The organism is Sandaracinaceae bacterium (assembly GCA_020633055.1).
GTDB lineage: Bacteria > Myxococcota_A > Polyangia > Polyangiales > Houyiibacteriaceae > JADJJE01.
In genome coordinates this window covers 130,469-153,799 of sequence record JACKEJ010000007.1, presented here as the reverse complement: position 1 = coordinate 153,799, position 23,331 = coordinate 130,469, and the positions used below count along the sequence as shown (strand labels likewise).

18 protein-coding genes are annotated in these 23,331 nt (G+C 69.8%); 7 read left to right on the top strand and 11 right to left on the bottom strand.

Annotation, left to right across the window (positions count from 1 at the left end):
- Positions 1-25: 25 nt before the first annotated feature.
- On the top strand, positions 26-1,345 hold the full coding sequence (locus H6726_14160; GenBank protein ID MCB9658791.1) for a hypothetical protein: 1,320 nt from the start codon (positions 26-28) through the stop codon (positions 1,343-1,345).
- A 23-nt stretch (positions 1,346-1,368) separates the two neighbouring features.
- Here the strand turns inward: H6726_14160 and eno are convergent, their stop codons facing one another.
- Complete coding sequence (gene eno, locus H6726_14155; protein MCB9658790.1) at positions 1,369-2,646, bottom strand: phosphopyruvate hydratase; 1,278 nt, start codon at positions 2,644-2,646, stop codon at positions 1,369-1,371.
- Positions 2,647-2,956: 310 nt separating this feature from the next.
- Here eno and H6726_14150 point away from each other — a divergent pair, with 310 nt between their 5' ends.
- Complete coding sequence (locus H6726_14150; GenBank protein MCB9658789.1) at positions 2,957-3,796, top strand: prolipoprotein diacylglyceryl transferase; 840 nt, start codon at positions 2,957-2,959, stop codon at positions 3,794-3,796.
- A gap of 135 nt (positions 3,797-3,931) precedes the next feature.
- On the opposite strand, the gene H6726_14145 is transcribed toward H6726_14150, so the two are convergent.
- From H6726_14145 to H6726_14130, 4 genes are all read right to left on the bottom strand, one after another.
- Entirely contained in the window at positions 3,932-6,547 is a 2,616-nt protein-coding gene (locus H6726_14145) for a carboxypeptidase regulatory-like domain-containing protein (protein MCB9658788.1), read from the bottom strand.
- An 89-nt stretch (positions 6,548-6,636) separates the two neighbouring features.
- On the bottom strand, positions 6,637-7,503 hold the full coding sequence (locus tag H6726_14140) for a hypothetical protein (GenBank protein ID MCB9658787.1): 867 nt from the start codon (positions 7,501-7,503) through the stop codon (positions 6,637-6,639).
- 83 nt (positions 7,504-7,586) lie between these two features.
- Positions 7,587-8,732: an acyl-CoA dehydrogenase family protein gene (locus tag H6726_14135; protein MCB9658786.1), complete on the bottom strand. Its 1,146-nt coding sequence runs from the start codon at positions 8,730-8,732 to the stop codon at positions 7,587-7,589.
- 145 nt (positions 8,733-8,877) lie between these two features.
- Positions 8,878-9,174, bottom strand: a complete 297-nt coding sequence (locus H6726_14130; protein MCB9658785.1) for a hypothetical protein — start codon at positions 9,172-9,174, stop codon at positions 8,878-8,880.
- Positions 9,175-9,335: 161 nt separating this feature from the next.
- Between H6726_14130 and H6726_14125 the strand changes: the two genes are divergently transcribed.
- The 5 genes from H6726_14125 to H6726_14105 all read left to right on the top strand — a co-directional run bounded on the left by H6726_14125 (position 9,336) and on the right by H6726_14105 (position 15,805).
- Positions 9,336-10,424 (top strand): hypothetical protein, encoded by a 1,089-nt coding sequence (locus H6726_14125; GenBank protein MCB9658784.1) that lies wholly within the window; start codon positions 9,336-9,338, stop codon positions 10,422-10,424.
- A gap of 145 nt (positions 10,425-10,569) precedes the next feature.
- On the top strand, positions 10,570-11,073 hold the full coding sequence (locus H6726_14120; protein MCB9658783.1) for a hypothetical protein: 504 nt from the start codon (positions 10,570-10,572) through the stop codon (positions 11,071-11,073).
- A gap of 81 nt (positions 11,074-11,154) precedes the next feature.
- The gene (locus tag H6726_14115; protein ID MCB9658782.1) at positions 11,155-11,466 is read left to right on the top strand and encodes a DUF3817 domain-containing protein; all 312 of its coding nucleotides are present in this window, start codon (positions 11,155-11,157) and stop codon (positions 11,464-11,466) included.
- Positions 11,467-11,498: 32 nt separating this feature from the next.
- Positions 11,499-15,146, top strand: coding sequence for a transcription-repair coupling factor (gene mfd, locus H6726_14110; protein MCB9658781.1), 3,648 nt, complete (start codon positions 11,499-11,501; stop codon positions 15,144-15,146).
- 2 nt (positions 15,147-15,148) lie between these two features.
- The gene (locus tag H6726_14105) at positions 15,149-15,805 is read left to right on the top strand and encodes a hypothetical protein (GenBank protein ID MCB9658780.1); all 657 of its coding nucleotides are present in this window, start codon (positions 15,149-15,151) and stop codon (positions 15,803-15,805) included.
- A gap of 23 nt (positions 15,806-15,828) precedes the next feature.
- Here H6726_14105 and ilvD read toward each other — a convergent pair whose 3' ends face one another.
- The 6 genes from ilvD to H6726_14075 form a co-directional block, all read right to left on the bottom strand.
- On the bottom strand, positions 15,829-17,664 hold the full coding sequence (gene ilvD, locus H6726_14100; GenBank protein MCB9658779.1) for a dihydroxy-acid dehydratase: 1,836 nt from the start codon (positions 17,662-17,664) through the stop codon (positions 15,829-15,831).
- 87 nt (positions 17,665-17,751) lie between these two features.
- Positions 17,752-19,224, bottom strand: coding sequence for a DEAD/DEAH box helicase (locus H6726_14095; protein MCB9658778.1), 1,473 nt, complete (start codon positions 19,222-19,224; stop codon positions 17,752-17,754).
- 45 nt (positions 19,225-19,269) lie between these two features.
- Positions 19,270-20,535, bottom strand: coding sequence for a hypothetical protein (locus tag H6726_14090; GenBank protein MCB9658777.1), 1,266 nt, complete (start codon positions 20,533-20,535; stop codon positions 19,270-19,272).
- A gap of 131 nt (positions 20,536-20,666) precedes the next feature.
- Positions 20,667-21,719 (bottom strand): hypothetical protein, encoded by a 1,053-nt coding sequence (locus H6726_14085; protein MCB9658776.1) that lies wholly within the window; start codon positions 21,717-21,719, stop codon positions 20,667-20,669.
- A gap of 100 nt (positions 21,720-21,819) precedes the next feature.
- On the bottom strand, positions 21,820-22,614 hold the full coding sequence (locus tag H6726_14080) for an aldo/keto reductase (GenBank protein MCB9658775.1): 795 nt from the start codon (positions 22,612-22,614) through the stop codon (positions 21,820-21,822).
- Between the two features lie 47 nt (positions 22,615-22,661).
- Positions 22,662-23,222: a hypothetical protein gene (locus H6726_14075; GenBank protein ID MCB9658774.1), complete on the bottom strand. Its 561-nt coding sequence runs from the start codon at positions 23,220-23,222 to the stop codon at positions 22,662-22,664.
- Positions 23,223-23,331: the final 109 nt, after the last annotated feature.

Here is a 23,331-nt window from a genome sequence, read left to right as displayed (position 1 = left end):
TCCAGTGTGATACAAGAGCATGCGCGTGACTACGGCTGACCGCATCGACGCGCACCTGGCCGACGAGGCCGAGTTCACACGGATCGCGACGGCGTTCGAGCTGGCTCAGGACGACGCGCGCCGTTCATGGGGCACCTTCGTCGGGACATTCGTCTCCAACCTCGGGCTCGCGTGTGTGCCACTGTTTCGAGGCGGTGGCTCAGTTCTCGGCGGCATCGAGCCGGCGTTCGCCCTCGCCTGTGTCGGGCCGGCACTGCTCTTCTGGACGGCCTCGTTCCTCTACTACCGCACACGTGGGCCCTCGGGGACGCTGTATCGCCCGCTGCGTGAGATCGAGTCGCTCTCCCTCGATGGGTTCATCTTGGCCCTGATCTTCTTCTCCGAGACGGGCTTCTCGATCGCGTGGTGCGCGCAGCCGCTCACGGCGATCTTTCGCGCGCGCCTGCGACCCAATCGCCTCCAGCAGACGTTGGTCGAGGCGACGGTGCTTCACGGTCTCCTCGCGGTGGGGTTCGTGGGGACGGAACGCTACGGTGCCGCCATGTTCACGGCGGTGGCGTGGGCGGGGTTTGTGGTGATCGCGAGGTGGACGGGCCTCCGTGTCATGCGCGAGCTGCGTCTGGAGGCGGAGGCGAACGTCGCGCGCGCACGGACAGCTCGCGCCGTGGCCTCCGAGGGTCGACGAAGGCTCGACGAGACGCTCGGGGCCACCGTGGGCGCCAACCTGCGCCAGCTCCTCGAGCAGCTCGACGAGATCGAGGAGTCGGAGGGCAGCGCGGCGCTCCTGACGCATGTCACGCAGGCGCTGAGCGACCTGGAGCGCGCGGTGTTCGGGATGAGCGGAGCGGAGCGCCCCGTCACGCGCGAGGAGCTCGCGGGGATGCTCCGCGAAAAGTGCTTCGGCATCATGCCCGTGGGATTCGACGTTCAGGTGGACCATGGGCCCGACGGCCGTGGTGCGCTGGTTTCCCCCGCCGCGTGGTTGGCGACGCTCCGCGTCGCCCGCGAGTTGACGCGCAACGCCGTGGTCCACGGGGGTGCGCAACGAGTCCTCGCCACGCTGACGTTCGAAGAGGGACTCGCGCTGGACGTCCGGGACGACGGTTCGGGCTTGAGTGATGCGGCCTTCAGGGGGTCCACGGGCGGGCTCGACAACGCGCGCTTCTGGGCGTCGATGCTGGGCGGTGAGGTGCTCCACTTCCCGAGACGACCTGGGGCCGGGGTCTGGACGACACATCTCCGACTCTGGTTGCCGCCGGACATGGACGCGACCCGGGAGGCGCAGCCGAGCACGCCGAGCGATGGCCCGGACCCTCGAGGGGGCCCCGTTCCGCAGCGCGAATGACCACGGACCGCGCCCGGGCGCGGTCAGCGCGCGCCGACGATCGTGGAGCGCCCGGCGTAGATCGCGCCCTCGCCCAGCTGCTCCTCGATGCGCAGCAGCTGGTTGTACTTGGCGATGCGCTCCGAACGCGAGGCCGAGCCGGTCTTGATCTGGCCCGCGCCGGTCGCGACCGCGAGGTCCGCGATGAACGTGTCCTCGGTCTCGCCGCTGCGGTGCGAGATAATGCTGGAGTAGCCGTGCAGCGCGCCGAGGCGGATCGTGCTGAGCGTCTCGCTGATGGAGCCGATCTGGTTGACCTTGATCAGGATGGCGTTGGCCACGCCCTGGTCGATGCCCTTCTGGACGCGCTCGACGTTGGTCACGAAGAGGTCGTCACCCACCAGCTGCGTGCGCTTGCCGAGGCGCTCCGTGAGCGCCTTCCAGCCACCCCAGTCGTCCTCGTCCATGCCGTCCTCGATGCTGAGGATGGGGTACTTCTCGCAGTACTGGGCGTAGATCTCCACCAACTTGCCGGCGTCCACCTGCTTGCCGTCGAAGGTGTAGACGCCGTCCTTGTGGAACTCGCTGGCCGCGCAGTCGAGCGCGATGGCGACCTGCTCACCGAGGCGGTAGCCGGCCTGCTCGATGGCCTTCGCCACGAACGACAGGGCCTCCTCGTTGGTCTTGAGCCGCGGCGCGAAGCCGCCCTCGTCGCCCACGCTGGTGGCCTCGCCGGCCTCGCTCAGCAGCTTCTTGAGCGTGTGGAAGGTCTCGGCGCCAGCCCGCAGCGCCTCCCCGAAGCTGTCGAAGCCGACGGGGTAGATCATGAACTCCTGAATCTCGAGCCCGTTGTCCGCGTGCGCGCCGCCGTTGATGATGTTCATCATGGGCGCGGGCAGCACGCGCGCCTGCGCGCCACCGAGGTAGCGCCAGAGGGGCAGGCCGAGGGCGTCCGCCGCCGCGCGCGCCGTGGCCATCGACACGCCGAGGATCGCGTTTGCGCCCAGCTTGCTCTTCGTGGGTGTCCCGTCGAGCTCGAGCAGGGCCTGGTCCACGGCGAGCTGGTCGAGCGCGTCGATCCCCACCACCTCGGGGCCGAGCTGGGTGACCACGTTGTCCACAGCCTTGAGCACTCCCTTGCCGAAGTAGCGACCCTTGTCGCCGTCGCGCAGCTCGAGGGCCTCGTGCTCACCCGTGGAAGCCCCCGAGGGCACCGCCGCGCGACCCACGGCGCCGCCCGCGAGACCGACCTCCACCTCCAGCGTTGGGTTCCCACGCGAGTCCAGGATCTCTCGGGCGTTTACAAAGGCGATCTCGGTCATGTCTCGGTCCTCGGAGTGTGCGTTCCGGTGCGTCCACCGCAGCGGGGACGCTCGAATACCACCGGTATTGCCGGTGTCAACGTCCGCCCCCGGACGAGCGGGCCCGCGCCGACCACGGCTTGGCGATCGTGGCGTGCGCCGCCCGGGTGCACCTCGTCTTCGAGAGGCAGGCCATCGCAGCCCTCGACGAACGAGCCTCCCAGACTCACGCGGAAGTGGTTGCGGTGGTCGGTGTCGTCGTTCGGCTTCAGGGAGCGCTCCGGCGACCGGCGATGTCGCGGGGCGCGGCCCGGGCTGCTACCGTCCCGGCGTGCTTCCCTGGTTCAAAGCCTCCGCGTTTCTCTTTCCCACCCCTGTGCCCATCCCCGGCATGGAGCAGGGCATCCCCATGCACCCGTTCGCGTTGTTGGTCATGGCGGGAGCGCTCGCATCGGTGCGCGCGGCCGATTGGTACGCGCGGAAGAACAGGCTGAGCCCGGCGGTCATCGGCGACCTGACGGTGCACATGCTGTTCTTCGGCTTCGTGGGAGCGTCGGTGTTCAACACCCTCTTCTACTACCCCGACCGCATCCTCCAGGTCCTCGAGAACCCGCGACACGCAGCGCGCTTGTACAGCGGTATCTCCTCGTATGGCGGCTTCCTCGGCGGGGTCATCGGCTCGTTCGTGTGGCGCCGACGCCGCCAGCTCCCCTTGCTCGAGCTGGGCGACGCCACGGCCTTCGCCGCGCCCTTCGGGTGGGTCTTCGGTCGCTCGGGCTGCGCGGTGGCACACGACCACCCCGGCAGCGTGACCAACTTCTTCTTGGGCATCCGCGAGTGGGACGGCACGCCCTACACGCGGCACGACCTCGGCTTGTACGAGGTCATCTGGAGCGCCGCGGTGATGGCCCTCCTGCTCGTGCTCGTACAGCGCAAGCGCACGCCCGGATTCTACGTGGCCCTGGTTCCCACGCTGTACGCCCCGTACCGCTTCCTTCTCGACTTCCTGCGCATCGACGCCGCGCTCCCGGGCGGTGATGCTCGCTACGCCGGACTCACGCCGGCCCAGTACGCCGCCGTGGGGACGATGATCATGGCGCTCATGGTGCTGCGCCACTCCCTGACCGAGCCCGCTCCCGCCCTCCCCGACTACGCGCGCATCGCTGCTTGAACGGACGAGGCCCCTGGGACCGCCATACGGACCGACGAACCTCCCCCACGCACAGCTGCGCGTGTCACGTCCAGTGCGCCAGGGCGCTCGCGGACGCGCTTCGATAAGCACTTCCGCAAGACCCTCGCTTGGCCTTCAGCGCTGGAAGTAGATGGGGTTCGTCACGCCGAACGGGGCTCGGTTGGGATGCACTGGCGCGAGGGTGGAGGTCTCCGCACCCGTGCCGTCCACGTCCCCGCGCGCATGGAAGACGACGTAGCTGGCGCCCGCGGGGATGTTGACGGCGACGTCCATCTCGAGACGCAGCGCGTTGCCGGTGGTGGGCACCGCCACGGTCCCGTCGAGGACACCGTTGACGTACACCTCGAGCGTCGTGACGTCGATCCACGTCGGCGCTTGCACGGTCACATGGATGCTCTCCGTGGCGCTGGCGCCGTTGACCTCTTGGCCGGGGCCCTCGCCGGTGTCGGTCGTCGCCGTAAGCAAGACGCCTCCGCTCACGACCATGCGCCCTCCCAGCACGAGGTCGCGCAGGTCGCTGGCGTCGAGGCTGCTCCGGAACACATCGGGGTCGTCCGCGTTCGCGATGACGCAGGTGCGTGGGTAGCCGACGGGAGAGCCCGCCATCACGTCGTGGCTGTCCGAGTCACCCACCGAGGCCACGTGCTTGCCGCGGTTGAGGAAGCTGAACCAGTCCTCCACGGTGGAGTCGAAGTTCTCGGCGAAGGACGAATCGTTGAACGTCTCGACCACGCTGAAGGCGTCCTCGTCCCACAGCTCGGTGTTGGTCGCCACGCCGGTGTCGGGGTCATAGCCAGAGGCCGTGAAGTATGCGCCGGGGACGCCCAGGCCGCGCGGGTGGAAGATGATCAGCGCGGGCGAGCTCGGCCGGGCCGCGATCTCCTCGAACACCTCGGGCGCCGGACGCAAGCGCGCCAGTCCCGCAGCGCCCTCGTCGGACAGGTCGCGCCACTGGAAGGCGCCGCCATTCGGGCGGGTGGGGTCCGCCTCCAGCGGGAAGACACCGAAGTGCCCGTAGTCGAACGTGGTGAACTCGAGGGCGCTCACGCCGAACGCCCAGTTGTCCACGCCGAGCCGCGCGAGGTTGGGCTCGAACGTCGCGACGAACTCGTGGTCCGTGCGCACCGGGATCTCGAGCCCGTCCCCGAGGGCGTAGCGCAGCTTGTCGTCCCCGGTGTCGCCCGCGTCTGGTGAGCGCGAGGTGTGGATGTGGAAGTCGGCGCAGAGCATGTTGGTGGAGCTCACGCTGCGCACCAGCGAGGGCATGAGCTCGGTGGTGTTGTCGGCCGTGACGACGACCGCGGCGTCGTCGAAGATCTCGTACTCGTAGCCACGGGACACGACGACACGGTACGTCCCGGCGGCGACGCGCATGGTGGCGTCTCCATCGAGGGGGAACTCGACGTGCTCGCGATCACCGCCGGGCAACCTTGGCTCGCCGAACGCGTCGAAGGACACCTCGGCCGTGCCAGGCCGAGCGACCGCGCCGGTGTTGATGACCTGCACGCGCACCGGTGCGGGCGCGGGGGTCGCCCCCATCGACTCCACCGTGGTCGCGGCGACGTGGATGAAGCCAGCCGCCGGGAAGGTCAGGTCGTTCGCGGTACCGGCGCCTGCGGCGACGTTGACGACGGGCGCGAGGCCGTCGCCGCGCCGATAGGCATGCAGCTGGACGGCGGCGTCGGACGGGACGTGAAGGGTGTACGCACCGGTCGCGTCCGTGCTGGCGCGGGTGATGTACGCCTCACCCGCGGCGTCGATCGCGTGCACGCGGGCCCCCTCGGCGGGCGACCCGTCCGCCTCCAGGACTCGCCCCGTGATGGCCCGGGTGGTCAGCCCCTCGCTCCGCGCGTAGGCCTCTCGCAGCTCGTCGAGCCCCGGCCCTCCGACGTGCACGCGCGCCATGTGGATGCGGGTGTTGGTCTGCGCCGGCAGCGTGAGGTCCGCGCCAGCGAGCACGTTCACCCCCGAGATCTCGAGCAGACTCGTGATGGTGGTGCCCGGGAAGCTGAGCGCGTAGCTGGTGGCGTCCGGGTCGATGTAGGCGAGGAACGGTTGCGCCGTGCCGCCGACCTCGAACCCGTCCCCTGGCGCATACAGCGGCATGCGCTTCGTCTGCATCGCGAGGATGCCCTGCTTGACGAACGAGATCTCCGCGTCGGTGGGATTGTTGATGTCGAAGAAGACGTCAATGTGCTCGGCGCCCGGCTGCAGCTCGTAGTCGACGGCCACCGTCAGCTCGGAGTAGTCGGAGCGGAAGAGGGTGCGGCCGATGCTGTCGATGAACGGGATGGGGCGCATGACGCCCGTCACGCGGATGACAGCCGGGCCGCCGCCGCGCCCGTTGCTCAGGACCTCGACCGAGTCAGCCTTCACGGTGAAGCGGCCGAGCGAGAAGATCAGCTCGTTGTAGTCGGCCGGGCGGGCAATCGCCGCCTCCTCCAGCGCGCCGAGGCCTATGATCCCGCCGCCCCAGGGATTGTAGAGGTCGGACTCGCCGACATCCTCGATGATGACGGCGATGTGTTCGTTCGTCAGCGCGAAGTCACCGGGCTGATAGACGGCCAAGCCACCGGGATCGGCGGGCAGATCCTCCGCGGTCAGCACGCCTGCGTATGCTCGACCGGCAGGCACCGCGAGCGGATCGACCGGCCCGTCGCTCCCACCGCAGGCGGGCAGCAGCCCGCCCAACAACGCCAACATTACCGCCCTGTACGCATAACGAGTCATCCCCGAAACGTACCAGTAACGTTCCCGTGACGAAAGCGTGTCGGCGCAATTTCGGCCCACTGGCCGGCGCCACGCTCAGGGCCGGAAGCTCAAGGCTCGGCGCGGAAGATGACCAACCCGATGTCCTCGCCGAGCGACGGCATCGGGACCACGCCATAGCCGTAGTTCCGCCCGAAGAGCGTGATCATCCCGGTGTAGCCGTTCGGCCGCTCCGCGAAGGCGGCGTTGCGGGCCTCTTGGTTCGGCACCAACAGATCCAGGTCGGGCGGCGTGCCCCGGTGATGGATGTGCTCACCCTCGTAGACGTACGCCCAGATCGCGACGCCCCGCTCGATGTCGGCGGCGTGGTTACCGCGCAGCTGACGGGTGATGCGCTGCGCGATGCTCCAGAGCGGCATGGCGGCGGCCACGGCCCCCACAGTGCGCCCTTCGTGACGGGCGGGGGCCGCGAAGAGCACGCTGACGCTGCGCGCATCCCCCTCCTCGGCCACGAACTCGGCGAGCCCGCGCCCGCGGCGCTGCTGGGAGAGGGCCTCGGCCACCACCGGGTAGCGCCCGCCGAAGTCCTGCCCGCGCAGGCTGTCGGGCTCGGCGTCGCGCGCGATGACCACGCCATCGGTCCCGATGGCGACCAAGAACGTGATGGGCGACGGCACGAATTCGGGGATGGCACGTGGTGGACGCCGCGCGCCGTGCAGCGCCTGGCGCAGGCGTCGCTCTCGGGTCTCCGCGTCGGGCAGCTCGAACACGGGTGCGTACTGCTGCGCCGCGCTGGCGACGCCCGTCGAGGCTCGGGCCAGGTCCTCGCGGACCCACGAGATGGCGTCCGGGAGGTGGTGCTCACGGATCGTCCGGCGCTCCTCGGCGGCGTCGTTCGGGCTGCACCCCACGAGGGAAGCGAGCGCGGAGAACATGAGCAAGGACGAGACGGCGGAGCACCGAGGGAGGCGTGACATGCGGCTATCGTGTCCCGCCGCGCCGCTGGGCGTCAATCATGAGACGCCCAACGGCTGGCCTGGTGGCCGAAGGTGGCGAGACGTCAGAGGCCCAGCTGCTTGGCGATGATGACCTTCATGATCTCGCTGGTGCCCGCATAGATGCGCTGCACGCGCGCGTCCATGTAGGCCCGCGCGATGGGGTACTCGAGCATGTAGCCATAGCCCCCGAAGAGCTGCAGGCACTCGTCCACGACGCGCCCCAACATCTCGGTGTGCCACAGCTTGGCCATGGAGCACTCCTTCACCAGGTACTCACCGGCGGCGTGCGCCGCGACGAGGCGGTCGACGAACACCTGCCCGACCTCGACCTGCGTGGCGCAGTCGGCGAGCTTGAACTGGGTGTTCTGGAACTTGCTGAGCGAGCGCCCGAACGCCTGCCGCTCCTGCGTGTACGTGATGGTGTCCTTGAGGCACTGCGCGGCGCACGCCTGCGCGGCGATGGCGACGGCGAGGCGCTCCTGCTGAAGCTTCTTCATGAGCATGAGGAAGCCACCGCCGGGCGCGCCGAGCATGTTGGCGGCGGGCACGCGGCAGTCCTCGAAGGCGAGCTCGCTGGTGTCCTGCGAGTCCATGCCCATCTTCTCGAGCTTCTTGCCCTTGCTGAAGCCCGGGGTGCCGGCCTCGACGACGAAGAGCGAGAGGCTGCGGTGAGCGTCCTCGCCGGGCGCGCCCGTGCGCGCGGCGACCACGACGATGTCGCACAGCTGCCCGTTCGAGATGAAGGTCTTGGCGCCGTTGATGACGTAGTCGTCCCCGTCCTTGCGCGCCGTGGTGGCGATGCCCGCGAGGTCGCTGCCCGTGCCGGGCTCGGTCATGGCCACGGCGGTGATGATCTCGCCGCTAGCGCAGCCGGGCAGCCACTTCTTCTTCTGCTCCGCGTTGCCGAACTCGTGGATGTACGGGGTCACGATGTCCGAGTGCAGGCTCATCGCGAAGCCGCTCTCGTACACGCGCGCCAGCTCCTCCATGATGACGGCCGAGTGCAGGAAGTCGCCCCCCGCGCCGCCGTGCTCCTCTTCCATCCACGGACACAGGAAGCCGGCCTCGCCGGCTTTGCGCCACGTCTCGCGGTCGACCATGCCGTCCTCGCGCCAGCGCGCCTGGTTGGGGACCACCTCACGCTCGACGAACGAACGGAAGGCGTTGCGGAAGAGGTCGTGCTCCTCAGAATAGATGACGCGCTTCATGCTGCTCCTCTATGCACCAGTTGGTGAATGAATCGCCATTCACTACCAGGTCGAGGCTGACCGCGCAACACGGATACGCCGTTTGTCTCACCCCTCGACGGGTGCGGCGCTGTCGGTCGCGGCCAGCGCTTGGCGTCGGGGCAGCTCAGGACGAGAGGAACCACATGGCACCGAGGCCTGCGAGGAGACCCAGCCCCGACGATGCCCACGCGCCCGCCTGCCACCACAAGGGCTCCCCGCGGAACTGGGGTGACCAACCGAACGCGGTCCCGAACATGCCAGCGGGGATGGCGGCGCAACCGACCACCAGCAGCTTCGGATAGAAGCGCTCGGCGCTCGTCAGGAAGGCGACGTTGACCCCCACCAGCACGATGCCGACGAGCAGGATGCCCGCACCCAGCGCGCGACTGCGCAACTTCACTTGATACTCATCGTCGTCCATCCTGGCCTCCTCGTGTTCGAGCAGACGCTATCGCTTGAAGCGGTGGTCCTCAACCCCGAGTTGGAGGGCGCGACGGAAGTTGCATCGTCCCGCCGCCGAAGCCCAGCGGGGCCCACGTTGGATTGACGCCTCGAGAGCGGAGTGCGCTAGAGTCGCGCCGCATGGATGAGGAACTGGCGAAGCAGCTGCTGGCGACCTACCGTCAGGTCGCGCGCGCTGGCTCCTCTGGCGACCTCGCGAGCGGCCATGGCGCCGTGCTGTCCAGAAGCCAGCTGCGTCACTTGGACGACGTCCGCGAGCACTACCCAGACGTGCCGACCCAGATCATCGCCTGCGAGCGGATCGACTGGTGGGCGTGCGGGTACTTCCTCGTGAATGGACCAAGCACGACTCAGGTCACCGTGGTGGCACGCACGTTTCGTGAGGTCGATGGGCGCTGGCGCCTCCTGAACGGCACCACGAGCATGTCGTCGACCACGCGCACGCCGCTCGAGATGGTCGCACAGATGCAGCGTCGCCCGCGGTTGGACATGCCGGACCCGCGTACGGCAGGGGACCTGGCAGCGCCACGCCCGTCGGCGGATCAGCTGGAGAGTCGTCCACCATGGCTACGACAGCTCGTCCGGACGTTCGACTTCACACCTCCTGGAGACTGGGGCGGCACGCTGTTCTCCACCCGCACCGTGCTGCGACCCAGCGGCGCGCTGGGCGTACCAGAGGACGACGCGCCCCCACCCGACCAGGCCGACCTGGCGCTGGTGATGGCTCTGGCCCAAGAGGCTGCGACTCGCATGACGGGCCTCGAGGTGTTCGCCTCGCAAGCGACGACTGGGTGGGAGCCATTCTGGATCGCGCGCACCGACGGTCACGACTTGCGGTCCCTGAGTGCCCCACAGGTAATCAGGGCCTGCGGGGGCAGCCTATGGCCGGAGGCGCAGGTGCTCTCGGAGCCCATGGAGGCGGGGCTCGGGTTCCTCCACGAGTGGCTGGGCCGCTTGCGCGGGCGCTCGAGCAAGTGGGTGAGCGCGCTGCGACGCTGCGAGGGCACCGCAGCCGTCACCGGCTACGCACGGGTCGTGCGCTGGTTCGTTGCCGAGCCCCGCTTCGTGGAGACCGCCGTGGTGAACTTCGCCACAGGGGACCACCCATGCGCGAACGCGATTCCGAGGCTCTTCCTGGGGCGCACGGAGGGGGGCAGCGTCGCCGGTGCGGTCGGCGTGGCGGTCGACAACGCGGGCGGCTTCGCCTGACGAGAGGAGGCTCGGGAGGCTGGCCGCGCAACACGGATACACGGTTCGTCTAGCCACTTGGCCAGCCCAGGGCCGCGACCCGGGGTGGACATGGCATCAGGCTGACCACAGGTGCGCTTGCAGGACCCGCAACGCGACATCCACGATGACCGACGACCACCACTTCACGGACGAAATCCTCATCACGCCCGCAGAATTCGTGCGACTGGCGACGATGACGCCGCTTCCCGCGGTCGAGGTGCAGTGCGAGCTGTCGCGCCCCATGTACGAAGGAGCGGACCGCTGGTGCGTACGCGAAGACGGAACGCTCACGTTCTGGAAGTGCGTACCGCAGCTCGGCGGGGGCTCAGAGTACCTCCCTCCCCAGCCTTCGATGTGCGACCCCGCCGAGGTTCGGACGCTCCTGCAAGAGGTCGTGGAGGAACGGCTCTGGTTGTACGCCGAAGCGGACGACGCTTGGGACGACGTGCGCGACTTCGACTCGCCCGATGAGCTTCGGCTCTACGTCTTCTTCCCAGGCCGTCGCTTCATTGCAGGACGCGCGTCGGGGGTTGGACTGGCCCCGGTGCTTCGCTTGGCGCGGCGCGTGTGGGCCCTCTTCCCGGCCCATCGACGGCCCGCAGAGGAAATCGTCGCATGGGTCGGGTGACACTGTTCGTCCGGCCGTTGGTGCGGCGCGCGTCGCCCTCGGGGAGTTGACAGCCCCGGCTGCGCCCCCAATGTCTCGGCCATGACCGAGCCCGTCACCCATCCCTCCGTCGAGCTCCTGCGGCGCGTGGGCATCGCCGAGGGCATCTCCTTCCTGCTCCTGCTCGGGGTGGCGATGCCGCTCAAGTACATGTTCGACATGCCGATGGCGGTGCGCGTGGTGGGGAGCCTGCATGGGCTCCTGTTCGTGGGCTTCCTCGCGGCCCTCTCGCACGCGGGCATCAAGCGCGACTGGGCGCCGCTGCAGTCGCTGATGTACCTGGGCGCGTCGGTGGTGCCGTTCGGCTTCCTGCTGGTGGACGGCAAGCTCAAGCGCGAGCGCAGCGCGCCGTAGCCCGGGCTGCGGACGCCTGCTATGGCCAGCGCGTGCTCGACGAACTCTCCCCCCTGAGCGGCGGCCTCCAGCGCGCCACCGCCACCACCGAAGACGCGGTGCGCGCGCTGGCTGGGGAGGCGCGCGTGGACCTGGCCGGCTTGCCCGCGGGCGCCGCCGCGCTGCTGCTGATGAAGGCCAGCCGCGCGCACGCGGGGCCCATGGTGGTGGTCACGCCCGACCAAGACGCGATGAAGCGCATGGCGGAGAGCCTGCGCTTCTTCCTGGGCGAGACCGAGGGCGACCGCACGGAGGTGCTGCACTTCCCGGCGGCCGACACGTCGCCCTTCCTGGACGTCGCGTCGGACCGGCGCGCCACGATGGACCGCTTGGCGGCGCTGTTCCACATGGCCGAGGGCCTGCCCTGGCGCTTCTTGGTGGTGTCCGCGGCGGCGCTGATCCGCAAGGTGGCCCCGCGCGAGGCCATCCGCTCGCGCTCGAAGTGCGTGCGGGCCGAGGACGAACTGGACCGCGACGAGCTGGTGCGCGTGCTGGCCGACGGTGGCTACCTGCGCGTGCCCGTGGCGGAGGACCCGGGCACGTTCGCGGTGCGGGGCGGCATCCTGGATGTGTACGCGCCCCACGCGCCCTACCCGGCCCGCATCGACCTCGACGACTGGCTGGTCACGAGCATCAAGTACTTCGACCCGGACACGCAGCGCACGGTGGCCGAGACCGACAGCATCTTCGTGCACCCCGTGCGCGAGACGCTGCTGGGCGAGGCCGAGGTGGCCTTGGCGCGGCAGCGGGTGCGCACCCTGTGTGACGACGTCAACTGGCCCACCAAGAAGACGCTCGCGCTGCTGGAGGACATCACCTCCGGCCGCATGTTCTACGGGCTCGACGGGCTCTTGCCCGCGTTCTATCCGGCGCTGCAGACGCTGTTCGAGTACGTCCCGGGCGACGCGCGGCTGGTGTACCTCGACCCCGTCGCGTGCCACCGCGTCATCCGCGACGAGCGCGAGCAGGCGCGCAACGACCACGGCGCGAAGGTGAGCGAGGGCGCGCCCACCTACGCGCTGCGCGACCATTACCTCGACGAGGCCGAGCTGGCCGTGCGCCTCGAGGCGCGACCCGTGGCGGCCATCCACCGCATGGTGTTCACGGGCCAACCCAACGAAGACGCGTCGCCTCTGGCCGTGTGGGAGCACTGCGACGAGGCGCGTGTGCTGCACCTGGGCGCGACGGACCACTCGGCGCTCGTGGGCGAGCTCAAAGCCGCGCGCGGCGGCACGGGCCGCGAAGAAGGCCTGGCCCCAGGTGCGCGCAACGCCCAGCGCTGGCTGGATGCGGGCATGCGCGTGCTGTTCGTGGCGCGCAACCACACGCAGGGAGAGCGCCTGCGCTCGCTCCTGCAGCAGTACGAGGTGCCGACCGCGGGCAAGCCCGAGCCTTACGTCCCGGGCATGATCGAGGGGCGCCCGCCCATGAGCGCGCAGGTGAGCGTGGGCGCGCTGGCCGACGGCTTCGTCATGCCCACCGAGGGCCTGGTGTGCATCACCGAGGGCGAGATCTTCGGGACCAAGACGCGCAAGCGCGCGCCCAAGAAGCAGAAGGCGCGCGACAACGAGGCGTTCCTCGAGGACCTGCGGCAGCTGGAGGTGGGCGACTTCGTGGTGCACGCCGACCACGGCGTGGGGCGCTACATGGGCCTCGAGCGCAAGTCGCTCGGCCAGAGCCAGTTCGAGCGCTACGTGGGCGACGAGGAGCGCTACGTCGAGGTGCTGGTCGTGGAGTACAAGGGCGGCGACCGCCTGCTGGTGCCCGTCACGCGCCTGAACCTGCTGCAGAAGTTCGCGGCCGGTGACACGCACACGCCGAAGCTCGACCGCCTGGGCGGGAGCACGTTCAGCAAGACCAAGGGCAAGGTCGAGCGCGCCGTCAAGCAGCTGGCCGAGGACCTGCTCAAGCTCTACGCGGAGCGCGCCGCGGCCGAGCGCGACGCCGTGCCCCCGCCCGACCGCAGCTACGCGGAGTTCGAGGCCACGTTCCCCTACGAAGAGACACGCGACCAGCTGGCCGCCATCGAAGAGGTCATGGCCGACCTGGATGCGCCCACCCCGATGGACCGCCTGGTGTGCGGCGACGTGGGCTTCGGCAAGACCGAGGTGGCCCTGCGCGCAGCCTTCCGCGTGGCCATGGCCGGGCGCCAGGTCGCCGTGCTGTGTCCCACCACCGTGCTCGCCCAGCAGCACTACAACAACTTCGCGGGGCGCATGGCCGACTACCCGCTCAAGGTGGGCGTGCTCTCGCGCTTCGTGGACAAGGCCGAGCAGGCCGAGGTGCTCTCGGGGCTGAAGGATGGCCAGGTGGACGTGGTCATCGGGACCCACCGACTGCTGAGCAAGGACGTGCACTTCAAGAACCTCGGCCTCTTGGTGGTGGACGAGGAGCAGCGCTTCGGTGTGTCGCACAAGGAGCGCATCAAGAACCTGCGCAAGAGCGTCGACGTGCTCACGCTGTCCGCCACGCCGATCCCGCGCACGCTGCAGATGGCCATCGGCGGCATGCGCGACCTGAGCCTCATCACGAGCGCCCCGGTGGACCGGCGGGCGGTGCGCACCTTCGCGTGCCGCTGGGAGGACCACACCATCCGCGAGGCCATCCTGCGGGAGATGAACCGCGGCGGGCAGGCCTTCTTCGTCTACAACCGCATCGACGGGCTGTACGAGCGCGCCGACCGCCTGCAGAAGCTGCTCCCAGATGTGCGCATCGCCGTCGCGCACGGGCAGATGGGCGAGGGGCCGCTGGAGCAGACGATGACGGACTTCATCGACGGCCGCTACGACGTGCTTTGTTCCACGGCCATCATCGAGTCGGGCATCGACATCCCGCGAGCCAACACGATGATCATCGACCGCGCGGACACCTTCGGCCTGTCGCAGCTCTACCAGCTGCGCGGGCGTGTGGGCCGCAGCCGCGAGCGCGCCTACTGCTACCTGCTCACGCCGCCGCCCTCCACGCTGAGCGACGAGGCGCGCTCGCGCATCGAGGCGCTGGAGCGCTTCACGGAGCTGGGCTCGGGCTTCAAGGTGGCGTCGCTCGACATGGAGCTGCGCGGCGCGGGCGACCTCCTGGGCGCCGAGCAGAGCGGCAGCGTGTCGCTTGTGGGCTTCGACATGTTCGTGCACATGCTCGAGCAGGCCGTGGCGGAGCTGCGCGGCGAAGAAGTCGTGGCCGACTTCGACACCGAGATGACGCTCCCGATGGAGCACTACCTCCCGGACGACTACGTGGACGACGTGGGCCTGCGCCTGTCGCTCTACAAGCGGCTGGCCTCCGCGCGCGACGAAGAGCGCGTGCACGAGCTGGCGGTGGAGATGGAGGACCGCTTCGGGCCCCCGCCGCCGCCCGCGCAGGCCCTGCTGCGCGTGATGGCGCTGCGACCCCTGCTGCGCGAGTACCGCATCCTCGGGTGCGAAGCGGACGAGCGGCGCGTGGCCCTGCACCTGCGCGAGGACACGCCGCTGGACCCCGCCAAGGTCATGCGCCTGGTCGGGCAGCCGCGCAGTCCGTGGAAGCTGACACCCGACATGAAACTGACGCACCATCGTGCGGCTGACGACCCGAACCGCCTCGACGGCGTCGACCACGTGCGAGAGGTCTTGCGCGTGCTCCCGTCCCTCTGCAAAGACACGTGACCATGACCGACCCCAAGCGTTCTCTCGATGCGATCTTCGACGCCGACCGGGCCATGCGCCAGGCCGAGGCCCAGCTCCTCGCCAGCGGCAAGCAAGGGCTGATCCGGACGCTGGTGAGCGCCGTGGCCGAGGCCAAGGAGCTGGGCGCGCGCAACCCCGCCGAGGCCGGCATGCGCCTCGAGCGCCTGGCGGACCTGTGCGCGCAGGTGCCCGGCCCCGAGATGACCGACGCGCTGATCGACATCATGGACTACGACGAGCCCCCCGTGCGCATCGCGGCCGGTGAGGCGCTGTTGGACGTGGCCTACGAGTACTACGCCGAGGTCGCCCGCGGCATCGAGCGCGCGCTGGACGCGGGCCGTCGCGGCCTCGCCATGTGCGAGCTGCCCCACGTGCTGGCCGAGGTCGGTGAGCCGAGCGCGATGTCGCTGATGAAGCGCTTCCTGGACACGGACGAGCCCGAGATCATCGCGGCCACCATCGAGGCCTTCGTCACGCTGGACGACCCCGACGCGGTGCCGCTCATCGAGCGCTTCTCGGACGACGAGCGCACGGTGGCCTTCGACGAGGCCGACGACGAGACGGGCGCCACGCTGGGCGAGCTCGCTCAGGAGGCAGCGGCGGCGCTCGGCGGCGATGAGTTCGAGGACGACGACTGACGCGACCGCACCAAGGCGCCGCGTCAGTCGAGCTTGCTGCGATCCCGCACCGCGCCCTTGTCGGCGCTGGTGGCCAGCAGCGCGTACGCCTTGAGTGCCGTGCTGACTTGCCGCTTCCGGGGTTGCGCCGGCTTCCAACCCGCAGCGTCTTGTGCGCTGCGACGCTCGGCCAGCTCGGCCTCGGGCACCAGCAGGTCGATGGTGCGCGCCGGGATGTCAATGCGGATGCGGTCGCCGTCACGGACGAGCCCGATGGTGCCGCCGGCCGCGGCCTCTGGGGACGCGTGACCAATGGAGAGGCCCGACGTCCCGCCCGAGAACCGGCCGTCCGTGAGCAGCGCGCACGCCTTCCCGAGCCCCTTCGACTTCAGGTAGCTCGTCGGGTAGAGCATCTCCTGCATGCCCGGCCCGCCCTTGGGGCCTTCGTAGCGGATGACGACCACGTCGCCCTCCTGCACCTGCCCCTCGAGGATGCCGTGCACGGCCGCGTCCTGGCTCTCGAAGACCTTCGCGCTGCCCTCGAAGACGTGGATGGACTCGTCCACGCCCGCCGTCTTCACGACGCAGCCGTCCACCGCCAGGTTGCCGCGCAGCACCGCGAGCCCGCCCTCCTTCGAGTAGGCGTGGGCCGCGTCGCGGATGCAGCCCTCGCTGCGGTCGAGGTCGACCGTCTTCCAGCGCGTGGACTGACTGAACGCCACCTGCGTGGGGATGCCCGCCGGACCAGCCCGGAAGAAATCGTGCACCGCAGCGTCGCTGGTCTGCGTCACGTCCCAGGCCGCGATGGCGTCGCCGAGCGTCTTGCTGTGGACGGTGGGCACGCTCAGGTCGAGCAGGCCCGCGCGGCCGAGCTCGCCCAGGATGGCGATGATGCCGCCGGCGCGGTGCACGTCCTCCATGTGGTACTTGGGGGAGTTCGGGGCGACCTTGCACAGCTGCGGCACGCGCCGCGACAGCCGGTCGATATCCCCGAGGTCGAACGACAGCTCGGCCTCCTGCGCGGCCGCGAGCAGGTGCAGGATGGTGTTGGTGGACCCGCCCATCGCGATGTCGAGCGTCATGGCGTTCTCGAACGCTGCGAAGGACGCGATGTTGCGGGGCAGCGCCGTGGCGTCGTCCTCGCCGTAGTAGCGACGGCAGAGATCCACTGCGGTGCGGGCCGCCTCGAGGAACAGGCGCTCGCGGTCGGCGTGCGTCGCCAGGGTCGAGCCGTTGCCCGGCAGCGCGAGGCCGAGGGCCTCGGTGAGGCAGTTCATCGAGTTGGCGGTGAACATGCCCGAGCACGACCCGCACGTGGGGCACGCGCTGCGCTCGTACTCGGCCACCAGCTCGTCCGACGCGTTCGGGTCGGCCGCGATGACCATCGCGTCCACCAGGTCGAGCGCGTGCTTGGCGAGCTTGGTCTTGCCGGCCTCCATGGGCCCGCCAGACACGAACACGGTGGGGATGTTGAGGCGCAGCGCGGCCATCAGCATGCCGGGCGTGATCTTGTCGCAGTTCGAGATGCACACGAGCGCGTCGGCGCAGTGCGCGTTGACCATGTACTCCACCGAGTCGGCGATGATCTCGCGGCTCGGCAGCGAGTACAGCATCCCGTCGTGGCCCATCGCGATGCCGTCGTCGACGGCGATGGTGTTGAACTCCTTCGCGACGCCCCCGTGCGCCTCGATCTCGCGCGCGACGAGCTGCCCGAGGTCCTTGAGGTGGACGTGACCCGGGACGAACTGGGTGAACGAGTTCGCCACCGCGATGATGGGCTTCTGGAAGTCGGCGTCCTTCATGCCGGTGGCGCGCCAGAGGGCGCGCGCGCCGGCCATGTTGCGGCCCGCCGTGGAGGTCTTGGAGCGATAGTCAGGCATGTCGATCGCAAGGTACGGCGAGGACCGCGGGCGAGCAATCGCTACGCGCGGTGGTCTGCCTGCGCGGAAGCTGGCCGGAGGACGAGCTCAGCTGCCTCGCGAGCCGCCCGAACCTCTCGGTCCACCCCCCGAGCGCCCGCCACCAGAGCGGCCACCGCCACCACTGCCCGCCGGGCGTCCGCCGCCGCCGCCGCCACCACCACCAGAGCGTCCTCCACCGGAGCGGCCACCGCCACTCCCACCGCCCGCACGGCCACCGCCGCCGCCACCACCCGTGCGGCCGCCGCCACCTCCGCCGCCGGACCCACCACGGCCGCCGCGGCCGCCTGAGCGTCCGCGACCCGAGCGTCCGCCGCCTCCACCGCCGCCTCCACCGCCTCCACCGCCACCGGTCGGGCGGCTCTGCAGGTCGGTCATCGCGGGCAGCGGGCGCTGCGGCGGATACGGGTGATCCTCCACGCGTTCCACCTGACGCTTCATCAGCCGCTCGATGTCGGCCATGAACGCCCGGTCCTCGTCCTCCACCAGGGCCCAGGCGACACCCGTCTCCTCGGCGCGCCCAGTGCGGCCGATGCGGTGCACGTACGTCTCCGGGATGTTCGGCAGGTCGAAGTTGATGACGTGGGACACCCCGCTGACGTCGATGCCGCGGGCCGCCAGGTCGGTCGCGACCAGCACCGGCAGGCTTCCGTCGCGGAAGCCATCCATCGCGCGGGTGCGCGCGTTCTGCGACTTGTTGCCGTGGATGGCAGCCGCCTTGATGTTGGCCTTCTCGAGATGCTCCACGATGCGGTTGGCGCCGTGCTTGGTGCGCGTGAACACCAGCGTGCGCGTCACCTCCGGACGCTGCAGCAGATCCACCAACAGCGCCCGCTTGTCGGCGCGATCCACGAAGAAGGCCTGCTGAGTGACCAGCTCGGTCGCCGACGACACGGGCGCAACGGCCACGCTGACGGGATCGTTGAGCAGCGACTCGGCCAGCTCGCGGATCACGGGCGGCATGGTCGCGCTGAAGAACAGCGTCTGCCGCTTCTCTGGGAGCGCCTTCACCACACGCTTCACGTCGGGGAGGAAGCCCATGTCCAACATGCGATCGGCTTCGTCCAGAACGAACACCTCGAGGCGCTTCAGATCCACGTGCCCCTGCCCCATCAGGTCCAGCAAGCGGCCCGGCGTGGCGATCAGGATGTCCACGCCACGCTTCAGTTCGGCGATCTGCGGGTTCTCCTTCACGCCGCCAAAGATGACCGTGTGCCACAGGTCCAGGTGCTCACCGTAGGTGCTGAAGCTGTCCCCGATCTGGGCCGCGAGCTCGCGCGTGGGGGTCAAGATCAACGCGCGGATGGCGGGGTCGTCGCCCGCCGTCGCGTCGATGCGCTGCAGCACCGGGAGCGCAAATGCCGCGGTCTTGCCCGTGCCGGTCTGCGCGCAGCCGAGCAGGTCGCGGCCTTCGACGACCGAGGGGATGGCCGCCTTCTGGATGGGCGTGGGAGCCTCGTAGCCGGCGGCGGCCACGGCGCGGACGAGAGGGTCGATCAATCCGAGTTCTGCAAAAGTCACCGCGCTGCGTCGCACATCGGCGCGCAGACGCAAGGGCTCGCCACGCTACTCCGGCTCGAGGTCGTCGCATCCGCTGCCGTCGGCGCCGGGAATGACGATCTCCACGATCTGCCGATCGATGAACGTCCGACCGTCCCCGCGGAACAGCAGCTCGAGGCGGAAACGCTGGGGCCCTACCCCCGGCGCGACGACGCCATTGCGCAAGGCGATGGTGAACACCAGCAGGGTCCCGGCGCGCACCCCGAGGAACGCTTGTCCCGCGACGTCGCGCCCGCTCACCCCGTCCGCCGGGATGGCTCTCGACGGAATGATGCCGTCCACGAAGCCGAGCACATCGACGCCGTCGTTGCGGTCGGGGTCCTGCGCGACCACCGACACGTCCTGAATGGCCGTGCTCGCGAACGTGCGGATGGCGTCCACGACGCCCGTCGACAGGCGCTCGCCGGCCACGCCGATGTCGAACACCAACGGCGCTCCGCGATCATCGACCGCTCCCGTCATGGTCGCCAAGCGTCTGAGTGGTGGCGCCGCCGTGCCACCGCCGGAGTCGAACCCGAGCACACGGGCGCCAATGCGGTCGAGCTCGGAGAGGGCTTCGTCCCACGTGTGTGGCGTGGGGAACACGCCGGAGTATCCGGAGCCGGTCTCGAACGGGTCGTTGTGGAACTGCGCGTCCGTGAACAGCATGACGACGGGGAGCGCGTCGGTGCGTATGCACGCATAGCCGATGCCCCCGGCGGGGCAGCCAACGGACGGGGGCACGAACCCAGGCATGTCCCCACCGATCCCCTCACCAGTAGCGAGCTGGTAGAGCGCCTCGACCTGGGACTCGCGCCGATCGAGACCGTTGGAAAGACGGATGCTCTCCACCGCGCCTTGCGCGGACTCCACGGCCGCGTTGCTGGAGAGGTGCAGCGTAAAGGGGGTGTCACCATCGTCCAACGAGCCGTAGTCCAGCACGGGGAAGTCGGCGAAGCTGGCCACGGCCAGCTGGGAGTCCGGGATGGCGGTGCGAATGGCAGGCGCGATGCGGTCACGCAGCCTGTCGCGGATGCGTCCAATCTCCTCCGACATGGACAGCGTACGGTCGATCAGGAACACGACGTCGGCACGTCCCACGCGCGCCTCCGTCTCGAGCTCCACCTCGACCACGCCCGCGTCGAACGGGATCTCGAGACACGGGATCTCGGCGTCCACCCCCATGTCCATGGCCATGTCCACGCCCGCGTCGAGCCCGATGTCTGGCGCGGGTAGGCCCGTGCGCGCCCCGCACCCGACGGTCAGCAGGCCAAACAGAGCGGCTCCGAACAAACGAGAAAAGCCAATACGAGTCACAGAACCGGCATGGTAGCAGCCCGTTTGCGACCTGGCATGAAGCGAAGACCGCCCCCAACGGATGCGCAACGCAAGACCAGGTCACTGCCACGCGCCCCGGGCGCCCGTCAGAACGACCGCGGTGGCCGCCACCGTGCGCGCCGCTTCGCAGCGTGGGCCCGCTCTCGGTCTCGAGAGAAGAGCTCCACGTAGTCGATCTCGACCGCCTCCGGAGCGCGCGCCTCGCCCAGCTCGGGTCTGCGAGCCGAGACGGCTTCCAGGAAGCGAAGCAGCCCATCCGTCGCCCCAGCGAACACGTTCGGCGTCACGAGTGACCGTGCCGCCAGGAGGCGGTCCGCGCAGCCCATCCCGATGACCCCCTTGGCGGCGAGCTCCGCGAACGACGCGTTCAGCGTGCTGGGGTGGAAGCCCTGCTGCAGCAGGATGCCCGCCCCCACGCGGAGACACGCGAGCGCGTCCAGGAGGCCGTCCTCGAGCAGCACGAGCGCTGGCTGGAAATAGTTGAAGAATGGGAGCACGCGCGGCCCGAACGCCTCGAACATCGCGGGCGACGAGATGCGGTCCAGGTGGATGAACACGCGGTGGACGCAGTCCCCGCGAGGCACACGGCCCGCGGTGCGCACGATCTGCCCCATACTCTCCGGGTAGACGCGGGCGGCGTCCAGCACGGCCATCAGCTCGCGGTTGTCCACCCGCCCGGCGCACAGGTCCGCGTAGAGCGAGTAGATGAACGCGTCGGCCTCGGCGTCGTCGCCGAAGAGCACCTCGCGGTGGTCGCGGTCGCCATGAGCACGCGCAGAGAGCAGGGCCTCCAGCTTGTAGCTCACTTGATCCTTGAGCACGCGGAAGCGCCCCTTGAGCAGGTTGTCCAAGCTGGGCTTGAGCGTGAACGAGTCCCAGCGGATGCCGTCGAGGCGCAGCTTGGCCTCCAGCACACGCCGCATCTGCTCGGGGCTGCCGGACAGGATGTACACCGCCGCGGGGTTCGTGGCGCGCAGCTCGCGCAGCAAGACCGACGCCCCCGGCACGGTGCGCTTGCGTGTGGCCGGCTCCACGGCCGTCCGGAGCAGGTCGCGGATGCTGTCGAACTCGGTGCGCAGGTACGTCTTGTCGAGGTCCCAGCGATAGACGACGCGGTGCGGGTCGAGGGAGGCGGTCACAGGGCAGACTCTAGCCGCCCTGTGGGCGAGGGTGCCAGGTGCCGTGGCCGAGCGGGCGCATCACGGACATGGCGAGCGACGGACGCCCCCGAGAGCGAGCTCAAGCGAGCTGCAGCGCTTGCACCTCACTGCCGCTGAGCGAGAGCCCGACCGCCGCCAGATCATCGCGCATGTGGCGAGGGTCGCGCGTGCCCGTGAGTGGCCAGATGCCCAGCTGCAGCGCCAGCGCGAACACCACCTGCGCGGGGGTGGCCTGGTGCCGCGCCGCCACCTCGCGGACGGTGGGGCCCGCGACCACGGGCCGGTTGGCCGTGAGCAACGAGAAACCCTGATAGACGATGCCCGCTCGGGCGCACAGCCCGCGCACGGCGGCGTCCCAGCCCTGGTCGGCGTAGCAGCGGTTCTGCACGAAGCGTGGCCGAATGCGGGCCACCTGCAGCAACTCGGTCACGTGCGCCGGCTCGACGTTGCTGACCCCGAGCGCCCCCACCAGCCCCTCGTCCACCAGCGCCTCCATCGCGGACCAGGCCTCCTCGTCCAGCGGGTGCAGGTGACCGGCGCGCATGGGTCCGTGCAGCACCAAGCTGTCGACGAAGCGGACGCCCAGGTGCCCCTGGGAGCTCTCGAAGGACTGCCGGACTTGCGCCGCGATGGGGGCGCTCGGGTCATAGGGGAGCCGGTGGTCCTGGCCGCGCGCGTAGGTGAACTTGGTCTGCAGGAAGACCTCCTCGCGGCTCACGTCGCCTGCCGCGAAGGCGCGCGCCAGGGCGGCGCCGACCCCCGCCTCGACGTAGTGCTTGCGCTGATTCGCCGTGTCGAAGGCGCGGAACCCGGCGCGCAGGGCCTCGCTGACCAACGCCTCCGTGTCGTCCTCCTTCCACGCGGTGCCGTACATCAGCACGGGGAGCGCGTCGGGTCCGCGCCCATCGACGAGCGCCGCGCTCAAGGCGTCTCCGCGAGGTGACGCTTGGCGCGCGAGGCGAGCTCGTCCTGGAAGCGGCTGAGCGGGACGCGCACGCGGCTGCGGAGCATCATCGTGCTCACCAGGACGCTGACGACCATGGCCGCGAGGAGCACCACGATGATCCTCGGGTTCCCCATCGCGAACGCGGAGCCAAGTAGAGAGATCGTGAACGCGGGGTAGACGCGCGCCGTGAGCTGCAACCTGTCGTCACTCACGCCGGGGACGACCGAGACGATGCCCATCACCCGGTTCCAACCGAAAAATTTGTAGCGCATGCGCAGCCAGCCGCGACCACCAGCGAAAGCGCCGACCGTCTCGTCGTCCTCGTAGGTGAAGCCGTCGAGCCCCAACGCCGCCACGTTCAGCGGCACGGCGGGGGCGTCACGGTAGCCCGAGGGGGCCACACGGCGCGGCAGGGGCTCGGCACGTCTGTCGCACGGGATGAACGCCAAACGCGCGTACGCCAGCGGAAATACGAACATCGCGACCAGCTCGACCAGCATGCCCGCGACCATCGCGTACGCCCAGTAAGGGTTCATCCTCCGGTCGTACACCGCCGCCGCCGTAGAGCGCAACGGGGGCCGCGGGCCGCGGTCTGCGCTGCGTCCGAGAAGCGCCAGTCTCTGGGAACGCAGGCCCAGTCGTGGC